Origin of the sequence: Roseibium sp., from assembly GCF_965232425.1 — a bacterium.
GTDB lineage: Bacteria > Pseudomonadota > Alphaproteobacteria > Rhizobiales > Stappiaceae > Roseibium.
This window is the reverse complement of sequence record NZ_OZ246971.1, coordinates 2,154,513-2,162,500: the sequence shown is the minus strand read 5'-3', so window position 1 is coordinate 2,162,500 and position 7,988 is coordinate 2,154,513. Positions and strand designations below refer to the sequence as shown.

The 7,988-nt window shown below is 60.2% G+C and carries 6 protein-coding genes, 1 tRNA gene and 2 rRNA genes (1 of these 9 only partly in view); 5 read left to right on the top strand and 4 right to left on the bottom strand.

All coding sequences use genetic code 11. The features are described 5' to 3' along the window. The 3 genes from ACO08A_RS09765 to ACO08A_RS09755 all read left to right on the top strand — a co-directional run. Positions 1 to 2,140 (top strand): 23S ribosomal RNA (locus ACO08A_RS09765) (it extends 582 nt beyond the left edge of the window). Positions 2,141 to 2,199: 59 nt separating this feature from the next. Continuing rightward, positions 2,200 to 2,314: ribosomal RNA gene (gene rrf / locus ACO08A_RS09760) — 5S ribosomal RNA — on the top strand. Between the two features lie 206 nt (positions 2,315 to 2,520). Further along, positions 2,521 to 2,597: transfer RNA gene (locus ACO08A_RS09755), tRNA-Met, on the top strand. Positions 2,598 to 2,858: 261 nt separating this feature from the next. On the opposite strand, the gene ACO08A_RS09750 is transcribed toward ACO08A_RS09755, so the two are convergent. From ACO08A_RS09750 to ltnD, 4 genes are read right to left on the bottom strand one after another with little or no spacing between them, the layout of a single operon-like run. After that, positions 2,859 to 3,614, bottom strand: a complete 756-nt coding sequence (locus ACO08A_RS09750; protein WP_422040906.1) for a hydroxypyruvate isomerase family protein — start codon at positions 3,612 to 3,614, stop codon at positions 2,859 to 2,861. Next, complete coding sequence (locus ACO08A_RS09745) at positions 3,611 to 4,258, bottom strand: aldolase (RefSeq protein ID WP_422040905.1); 648 nt, start codon at positions 4,256 to 4,258, stop codon at positions 3,611 to 3,613. Before ACO08A_RS09745 ends, ACO08A_RS09750 begins: the two co-directional genes overlap by 4 nt. Continuing rightward, a complete protein-coding gene (gene otnK / locus ACO08A_RS09740) occupies positions 4,255 to 5,493 on the bottom strand; it encodes a 3-oxo-tetronate kinase (protein ID WP_422040904.1) in 1,239 nt (412 codons plus the stop codon). Before otnK ends, ACO08A_RS09745 begins: the two co-directional genes overlap by 4 nt. Then, positions 5,493 to 6,422: an L-threonate dehydrogenase gene (gene ltnD / locus ACO08A_RS09735; RefSeq protein WP_422040903.1), complete on the bottom strand. Its 930-nt coding sequence runs from the start codon at positions 6,420 to 6,422 to the stop codon at positions 5,493 to 5,495. The genes otnK and ltnD overlap by 1 nt, the downstream gene beginning before the upstream one ends. A gap of 143 nt (positions 6,423 to 6,565) precedes the next feature. On the opposite strand from ltnD, the gene ACO08A_RS09730 reads away from it, so the two are divergent. Continuing rightward, complete coding sequence (locus tag ACO08A_RS09730; RefSeq protein WP_422040902.1) at positions 6,566 to 7,570, top strand: LacI family DNA-binding transcriptional regulator; 1,005 nt, start codon at positions 6,566 to 6,568, stop codon at positions 7,568 to 7,570. A 100-nt stretch (positions 7,571 to 7,670) separates the two neighbouring features. Next, positions 7,671 to 7,937, top strand: a complete 267-nt coding sequence (locus ACO08A_RS09725; RefSeq protein WP_422040901.1) for a hypothetical protein — start codon at positions 7,671 to 7,673, stop codon at positions 7,935 to 7,937. The last annotated feature ends 51 nt before the right edge of the window (positions 7,938 to 7,988 follow it).

Here is a 7,988-nt window from a genome sequence, read left to right as displayed (position 1 = left end):
GTGTAGGCGCAGCGAAAGCGAGTCTGAACAGGGCGTTCAGTTCGTTGGATTAGACCCGAAACCGAGTGATCTAGCCATGGCCAGGTTGAAGGTGCGGTAACACGCACTGGAGGACCGAACCCACGCCTGTTGAAAAAGTCGGGGATGAGCTGTGGCTAGGGGTGAAAGGCCAATCAAACTCGGAAATAGCTGGTTCTCCGCGAAATCTATTTAGGTAGAGCGTCGGATGAATACTCTCGGGGGTAGAGCACTGGATGGGCTATGGGGGCTTACCGCCTTACTGATCCTAACCAAACTCCGAATACCGAGAAGTACTATCCGGCAGACACACAGTGGGTGCTAACGTCCATTGTGGAGAGGGAAACAACCCTGACCGCCAGTTAAGGTCCCTAAGTTATGGCTAAGTGGGAAAGGATGTAGGACTCCCAAAACAACCAGGATGTTGGCTTAGAAGCAGCCATCATTTAAAGAAAGCGTAACAGCTCACTGGTCTAAATAAGGGGTCCCGCGCCGAAAATGTACCGGGGCTCAAGCCATACACCGAAACTGCGGGTGCATCTTTGATGCGCGGTAGCGGAGCGTTCTGTAAGTCTGCGAAGGGATACCTGTGAGGGGTCCTGGAGATATCAGAAGTGCGAATGCTGACATGAGTAACGATAAAGCGGGTGAGAGACCCGCTCGCCGAAAGTCCAAGGGTTCCTGCGCAACGCTAATCGGCGCAGGGTTAGCCGGCCCCTAAGGCGAGGCCGAAAGGCGTAGTCGATGGGAATGCAGTTAATATTCTGCAGCTTGGTGGTAGTGACGGATGCAGTGTGTTGTATCTCCTTATTGGATTGGGGGTGCAGCGAATGTGTTCCAGGAAATAGCTCCACCTTATAAACCGTACCCGAAACCGACACAGGTGGACTGGTAGAGCATACCAAGGCGCTTGAGAGAACTATGCTGAAGGAACTCGGCAAAATGCTCCCGTAAGTTCGCGAGAAGGGAGACCTCAGTTCGGGCAACCGGATTGGGGTGGCACAGACCAGGGGGTGGCGACTGTTTATCAAAAACACAGGGCTCTGCGAAGCCGCAAGGCGACGTATAGGGTCTGACGCCTGCCCGGTGCTGGAAGGTTAAGAGGAGGTGTGCAAGCACCGAATTGAAGCCCCAGTAAACGGCGGCCGTAACTATAACGGTCCTAAGGTAGCGAAATTCCTTGTCGGGTAAGTTCCGACCTGCACGAATGGCGTAACGACTTCCCCGCTGTCTCCAGCATAGACTCAGTGAAATTGAATTCCCCGTGAAGATGCGGGGTTCCTGCGGTCAGACGGAAAGACCCCGTGCACCTTTACTACAGCTTCACACTGGTATTCGTCACGACATGTGTAGGATAGGTGGTAGACGTTGAAGCCTTGGCGCCAGCTGAGGTGGAGTCACCCTTGAAATACCACCCTTGTCGTCATGGATATCTAACCGCGGTACAACAATATCCGGGACCGTGTGTGGCGGGTAGTTTGACTGGGGCGGTCGCCTCCCAAATGGTAACGGAGGCGCGCGAAGGTGGGCTCAGAGCGGTCGGAAATCGCTCGTTGAGTGCAATGGCATAAGCCTGCCTGACTGCGAGACTGACAAGTCGAGCAGAGACGAAAGTCGGCCATAGTGATCCGGTGGTCCCTCGTGGAAGGGCCATCGCTCAACGGATAAAAGGTACGCCGGGGATAACAGGCTGATGATGCCCAAGAGTCCATATCGACGGCATTGTTTGGCACCTCGATGTCGACTCATCACATCCTGGGGCTGGAGCAGGTCCCAAGGGTTTGGCTGTTCGCCAATTAAAGTGGTACGTGAGTTGGGTTCAGAACGTCGCGAGACAGTTCGGTCCCTATCTGCCGTGGGTGTAGGAGAATTGAGAGGATCTGTCCCTAGTACGAGAGGACCGGGATGGACGTACCTCTGGTGGACCTGTTGTGGCGCCAGCCGCATTGCAGGGTAGCTATGTACGGAAGGGATAACCGCTGAAAGCATCTAAGCGGGAAACCCACCTCAAAACCAGTTCTCCCTGAAGAGCCGTGGAAGACCACCACGTCGATAGGAAGCGTGTGGAAGTGTGGCAACACATGAAGCTTAGCTTTACTAATAGCTCGTTCGGCTTGATCGCTCTCATTAATCAATGCTTATCTGAAATAGACCAGTTCACGACAAACTGCGCTTCGCCGGCCTGGTGGCCTCAGCGGGGAGCCCCCACCCGATCCCATCCCGAACTCGGCCGTGAAACTCCCCAGCGCCAATGGTACTGCATCTTAAGGTGTGGGAGAGTAGGTCGCCGCCAGGCCTGCTAAACGCAGTTTGAAACTCAACGATGAAACCCTTCGGGCAACGCCCAAACCAGCACCCAACAAAAAAACGCGAAGGTGCCGGCACCAGGAGCAGCCCCGCGACGCCCGCAGATCCGCCAGGATCAAGGACGCGCAAAACTAAAATCACCGGGCAAGCACAAGCCCGCGCCGGAAACCCAGGTTCCCGTGCACCAAAAAACAACGCGGGATGGAGCAGCCCGGTAGCTCGTCAGGCTCATAACCTGAAGGTCGCAGGTTCAAATCCTGCTCCCGCAACCAACAAAACAGCCGCCCAACAGGGCGGCTTTTTTGTTGGTTTGGGGTCGTCGATTTTGACCTGACGGGGCCCCCTCAAGGAGGACAAAGTCCGACGCAGAAGGGCAAAAAACTCCAAATCCTGCCAACAAAACCAGAAACCAATGTAAACAGCCGCCCAAATCGGGCGGCTTTTTACGTTTGAGACACCCGAAACAACAAGCGCAACCATGGGCCCGTAGACCACCCGGTGCAAAACCCAAGAGCGGCGCGCGCAGAACCGGTCTATGTCAGCCATCCGAGGGTGTCTTCGGTCTTTCCCGTTGGCCGGTACTCGGCCCCCAGAGGCTTCGTCCATTCCAGGGCTTCAATTTCCGAAAACACCGTCTGATAGTCGATTTCCCCATGATCCGGCGCGCCACGGTCCGGAACGGAAGCGAACTGGATGTGTCCGATGATCGGCAACAGGTTTCTCAGCCGGGTGATCACGTCGCCTTCCGTCCGGCCGACGTGGTAGCAGTCGAACATCAGTTTCAGATTATCTGCGCCGACATCGTCGATGATGTCCGCCGCCTGTTGCGTTGTGCGCAGATAATATCCGGGAGCGTCGTGCTCATTGAGCGGCTCGATCAGCATTGTCAGGCCATGCCCGGCACCCCGGCTGCAGGCATAGTCCAGGTTGTCAATGAAGCAGTGTCCGCCCGCGATGCTCTGATCGAACCCCGCCATGACATGGATGCCGCGCGCGCCGATGTCCACCGCATAGTCGATCGCCTCGTCGATTGCGGCGCGGGCTTCGCTCTGTCTGCCGGGGATCGCCGACAAGCCGTTGTCTCCGCGCGCCACGTCGCCGCGCCGCGTGTTCAGCCCAAGCATCTCCAGGCCGGTTTCAGCAAGGGCCTGGCGTACCTCGGATGACGGCGTGTCATAGGGCCAGTGACACTCGACCGCGTGAAATCCTGCTGTCTTCGCTGCGCGGATCGCCTCTGGCAGCGGTCTGTCGCTGAAAAGGAAGCCGAGATTGGCGGAAAACCGGATCATCCGTTCCACTCCACATTGAATTTCGTGACAATTTGCCGGACCTGGTCACCGGTCAGTGACCGCGCATTGACACCGCGCAGCATCATGGCCAGCCGGGCGGTTTCCTCAAGTTCCTCGATCGCGTTGCAGGCGGCTGCCACGTCTTTCCCGGCGACCACCGGACCGTGGTTCGCCAGCATCACGGCGCTGCGCTTGCCGGCCAGTCCGCGCACCGCCTCGCCCATTGCCGGGTCGCCCGGCAGGAAGAAGGGCAGGAGTTTGACCTTGCCGAGTTGCATGACCGCATACGGTGTCAGCGGCGGCAGGAAATCGTCCTCGTTCACGTCCGGCATCATCGACCAGGCCACCGAGTGGCAGGCGTGAAGGTGGACGACCGCACCGGCGCTGCCGCGCGTCTCGTAGAAGGCCGTGTGAAGCGGCATTTCCTTGGTCGGCGGGTCGCCCGAGATCAGGACACCTTCGGCATTGAAGCGGCTGAGGCGGCCCGGATCGAGCCGTCCGAAGCTCGTGCCGGTCGGGGACACCAGCAGTCCGCCGTCCTCGGTCCGGGCGGAGATGTTGCCGGTGCTGCCATGCGTGAGGCCCCGGTCGAAGAGCGATTTTGCCAGGAGGCACATCTGTTCGCGAAGGGTGCTCTCGCTCATGCGTCACCTGTGAGCAGCCTGTCGGCCTTCTCGAAAAAGTCCTCGGACCCGAAATTTCCGGATTTCAGGGCGATCACCAGGTCGTCGCCCGCTCTCAGTGCGGGGACTCCGGGATCGATCTCCGGCCCGATTTCAAGACTGTCCAGGCCAAGTCCCTCGACGACGGCGCCGGATGTTTCGCCACCTGCGGTGATGATGCGGCGCGCTCCGCCCTCTGCGGCCAGCCTGGCGACCTCGGCGAAGAAAGCCTCCAGGGCTTCGGACGAAGCCGCACGGCCGTGCGCCTCCTGAATCCGGGCAACCTTTTCCGGATCGGCGGAGCTGTAGGCGAGAGGCAGCCCGTGCGCGCCAAGGAGCCAGTCGGCGATGTCCCGGGGGGCAAGGCGGCCATTTATGACATCTGCGGCGTTTATTTCCCGGGCGGGATGCCGGGCGGCGTGGTAATCCACCTGTGCCCGTGTCGCGACGGAGCAGGATCCGGACAGAACAACCGATTTTCCCGCCTGGCCCGCCCATGGGGGCCGGGAGGCCGTGCAGCCGAAATTGCCTGGAAGCCCGAGCGCGATGCCGGACCCGCCGGTGATCAGCGGCAGGTCCCTTGCCGCCCTGCCGATCTCGATCAGATCCTCATCGCGGATCGCATCGACGACGATATGCCGGTGCCCCGCATGCTGCTGGTCGTCCAGGGCCTTTCTGATCTCCGCGGCGCCTGCGAAAACCTGTGCGGCAGCAACATGCCCGACCGAATGCCGTGTCTGCGGCGCAAGCCAGCGGCGGATATCGGGGTCGGTCATCGGGGTCAGCGGATGGTTCTGCATGCCGGATTCGCTGAGCAGCTGGTCTTTCACGAACAGATGCCCCTGGTAGACGGACCGGCCGGTCCCCGGGAACGCCGGACAAACGATAACCTTTGCGGCATCAAGCGCGTCAGCCAGCGCATCCGCAACCGGGCCGATATTGCCATCGGCGGTGGAGTCGAACGTTGAGCAATACTTGAAGAAGAACTGCGTGCAGCCCTGGCGCTTCAGCCATTCCAGCGCCGCCAGGGACTGTTCGACGGCCTTGCCGGGATCGATGGAGCGGGACTTCAGCGCGACCACTCCGGCCTGAACGTCATCGCCGGCGGGTCCATCTGGTACACCGGTGTACTGTACTGTTCGCATGCCTCCCTTGGCCAATGTGTTGGCCAGGTCGCTGGAGCCGGTGAAGTCGTCGCCAATACATCCGAGCAGCATCATGCGTCTCCTGGCAGTGTGAGCCCTGCATTGCGGGCATAGACCTTCGCCACTGCCGCATCGTCTTCGCGGCCCAGCCCCATTCCCGCGGCTGCGAGATACTGCTGGAGCGCGGCTGCCGTGATCGGTGCGCTGAAACTGGCCGACTTCGCGATATCCAGCACGATGCCCAGATCCTTCGGCCAGATATTCACCTGGCTGAGCGGCGTGTAGTCGCCTGCCACGATGTGGGGTGCCCGGTTTTCCAGCATCCAGCTCGTGCCCGCACACTGGCTGATGACCTCGACGAATTTCTCGGGCGCGACGCCCTGGGTCATGCCGAATGTCAGGGCTTCGGCCATCGTTGCGATGTGGACCCCGGCGAGCAGCTGGTTGACGGCCTTCATCGCCGAACCGGCTCCGGCAGCGTCACCCAGCTCGAACACGGTTTCGGCGGCGGCGTCCAGAACCGGGCGGGCAGCGGTAAAGGCATCGGCCGATCCGGAGGCCATGACCGACAGCTGGCCCGTGGCCGCCCTGGCCGAGCCTCCGGAAATCGGTGCGTCGAGATAGTGGATTCCTGCGGCGTTACACCTGGCTTCCATGTCCCGGGCGAATTGCGGGGGCACCGTGGCACAGGCCATCACGACAGATCCCTTGCGCATTTCCGGCACGATACCCTTGTCGCCGAACAGGACCTCTTCCGTCTGTTCGGCGTTCAGGACAACGATGACGGCGGCATCCAGAACCCTGGCGATCTCGTGAAGCGAACCTGCAGCGCCACCCTCGCACTGAAATCTCTCGACCTGCGAGGGAACAACGTCAAATCCATGCGTGACCAGACCGTCCCGCAGGCACGACTGCGCAATTCCGTAGCCCATGGACCCAAGGCCGATGACGGCAGTTCGGAACGGACCTGTCATTTCGTGAACCTCATTCAGTGAGAGCATTTACAATCTGTTGTTTGACTGGTATCGATACCGGTACCGATACCAGTTGTCAATTGACGATGGTCTCGTCGCCTGCCGATTGTCCTGGAAGCGTTGAGGCGATAGATCCGTCAGGGGCAGAACCCATCGGGGAGAACAGGCGTTTGGACGAAAAGAACCGCATTACGCTGGCAGAAGTCGCCACGGCGGCGGGCGTCAGCAAGATGACGGCATCCCGCGCGCTGCGCGGTGCAGGCGACGTGTCCGGAAAAAATGTCGAGAAGGTCCGGCAGGCGGCGCGGGAGATGGGGTATGTCGGGAACCACCTGGCCTCGTCGCTCTCGGGGCAACGGTCCAGCCTGATCGGTGTTGTCGTGCCCAGCATGGCGAACATTGTCTTCGCCGAGGTGCTTGCCGGGATCGCCGAGGGCATCGAGGGAAGCGGCATGCAGCCGGTTTTCGGGGTCACCGACTACGATCCGGAAAAAGAATACGAGGTCATCCGGAACATGCTGTCCTGGAGCCCGGCGGGTCTGATTGTCACCGGACTTGATCAATCGGACGACGCACGGCGCATGCTGGAAAAGGCAAACATACCCGTGGTTCAGATCATGGACCTGGACGGCACCCCGGTGGATGCCTGCGTCGGCTTCTCCCAGCACGCCGCCGGTGTGGCGATGGCCGAAGCGCTGCTTGGCCTGGGTCGAAAGCGATTTGGATATGCCGGTTGCGGCCTCAACGTGGATTTTCGCGCCCGCAAACGCTTTGAAGGGTTCAGCGAGGCGCTTTCGCGTGCGGGCCTCGCCTTTGAAATCACCCGGATCGCCGGCGGCCTTTCGAATGTGAAGGCGGGGCGGCAACTCACGGCGCAATTGCTTGAGACCCGGCCCGGCCTCGACTGCATCTACTTTTCCAACGACGACCTGGCCGCCGGCGGGGCGTTTCACTGCATCTCGGCCGGTCTGTCCGTGCCGGACGCGCTGATGCTCGCCGGTTTCAACGGGCTCGAATTCGTGGAAAGCCTGCCGGTCAAGGTCGCGACCTCCCGGACCCCGCGCCGGGAAATCGGCCAGGCGGCAGCCCGGATCGTGCTCGGTTCGGCCGGGGGCAATCAGGCGGAAACACCGGCGCGGATCGCGTTCCAGCCCGAAATCGACCTCGGTGTTTGAATGCAGGGGCGCCTCGGTCCGGCGCCGAAAGCCCTGGCGACCCTGGGTTCTTTTGCTTTGGGGAATTTTTACAAAAAAGCCTTAGGGTACGGACCCATAAATGAAGCCGATTTGGCGGCAGAAATTGCAAAATCTCGCGAGGAAGCGTGTGCAGAGCGGGCGTTATGCCCGGTCAAACGCGGTGACGCTGCGAGGTAAAGCCATTTTGCCGTCCTTCGGATTTGGCCGTTTTGGCCATCTGCTGCGTCGCGAAAGACTTGAAAATGAACCACATTTCCTGCGCTTTCGCTTCTCGCAGTTGGTCAAAACGATCCAAACCAAATTGACTTCATTTATGAGACCGTACCCTAGGGTGGCAATCGTTTGACGATGCCCGTTATGGTGTCGGTCAGCCGCCGACCAACCGATGGAAACGCCT

What these genes read in the sequence shown, in the direction of transcription:
- ACO08A_RS09750 (WP_422040906.1), bottom strand. Translation starts at nt 3,614, where the DNA reads ATGATCCGGTTTTCCGCCAATCTCGGCTTCCTTTTCAGCGACAGACCG.
- ACO08A_RS09745 (WP_422040905.1), bottom strand. Translation starts at nt 4,258, where the DNA reads ATGAGCGAGAGCACCCTTCGCGAACAGATGTGCCTCCTGGCAAAATCG.
- otnK (WP_422040904.1), bottom strand. Translation starts at nt 5,493, where the DNA reads ATGCTGCTCGGATGTATTGGCGACGACTTCACCGGCTCCAGCGACCTG.
- ltnD (WP_422040903.1), bottom strand. Translation starts at nt 6,422, where the DNA reads ATGCTCTCACTGAATGAGGTTCACGAAATGACAGGTCCGTTCCGAACT.
- ACO08A_RS09725 (WP_422040901.1), top strand. Translation starts at nt 7,671, where the DNA reads ATGAAGCCGATTTGGCGGCAGAAATTGCAAAATCTCGCGAGGAAGCGT.